Source organism: Streptomyces shenzhenensis, from assembly GCF_003688995.1.
Taxonomy (GTDB): domain Bacteria; phylum Actinomycetota; class Actinomycetes; order Streptomycetales; family Streptomycetaceae; genus Streptomyces; species Streptomyces shenzhenensis_A.
In genome coordinates this window covers 1-725 of record NZ_PENI01000106.1, presented here as the reverse complement: position 1 = coordinate 725, position 725 = coordinate 1, and the positions used below count along the sequence as shown (strand labels likewise).

At 65.5% G+C, this 725-nt stretch carries 1 protein-coding gene; it reads left to right on the top strand.

The window, feature by feature from the left end; all coding sequences use genetic code 11:
- Positions 1–725, top strand: a 725-nt coding sequence (locus CTZ28_RS46400) for a DNA-directed RNA polymerase subunit alpha (RefSeq protein WP_121895961.1), incomplete at both ends; no start/stop codon positions are given.

Here is a 725-nt window from a genome sequence, read left to right as displayed (position 1 = left end):
GAGTTCACCACCGTGCCGGGTGTCAAGGACGATGTCACCGACCTGATCCTCAACATCAAGCAGTTGGTCGTCTCCTCGGAGCACGACGAGCCGGTGGTGATGTATCTGCGCAAGCAGGGTCCGGGTCTGGTCACCGCTGCCGACATCGCGCCTCCGGCCGGTGTCGAGGTGCACAATCCCGATCTGGTCCTGGCCACGCTCAACGGCAAGGGCAAGCTGGAGATGGAGCTGACCGTCGAGCGCGGTCGCGGCTATGTCTCCGCGGTGCAGAACAAGCAGGTGGGGCAGGAGATCGGCCGTATTCCGGTCGACTCGATCTACTCGCCGGTGCTCAAGGTCACGTACAAGGTCGAGGCCACGCGTGTCGAGCAGCGCACCGACTTCGACAAGCTGATCGTCGATGTCGAGACCAAGCAGGCGATGCGTCCGCGTGACGCCATGGCCTCCGCCGGCAAGACGCTGGTGGAGCTGTTCGGTCTCGCCCGTGAGCTGAACATCGACGCCGAGGGCATCGACATGGGCCCGTCCCCGACGGACGCCGCCCTTGCCGCGGACCTCGCGCTGCCGATCGAGGAGCTGGAACTCACCGTCCGCTCCTACAACTGCCTCAAGCGTGAGGGCGTCCACTCCGTGGGTGAGCTCCTGGCGCGCTCCGAGGCCGACCTGCTCGACATCCGCAACTTCGGTGCGAAGTCGATCGACGAGGTCAAGGCGAAGCTGGCCGG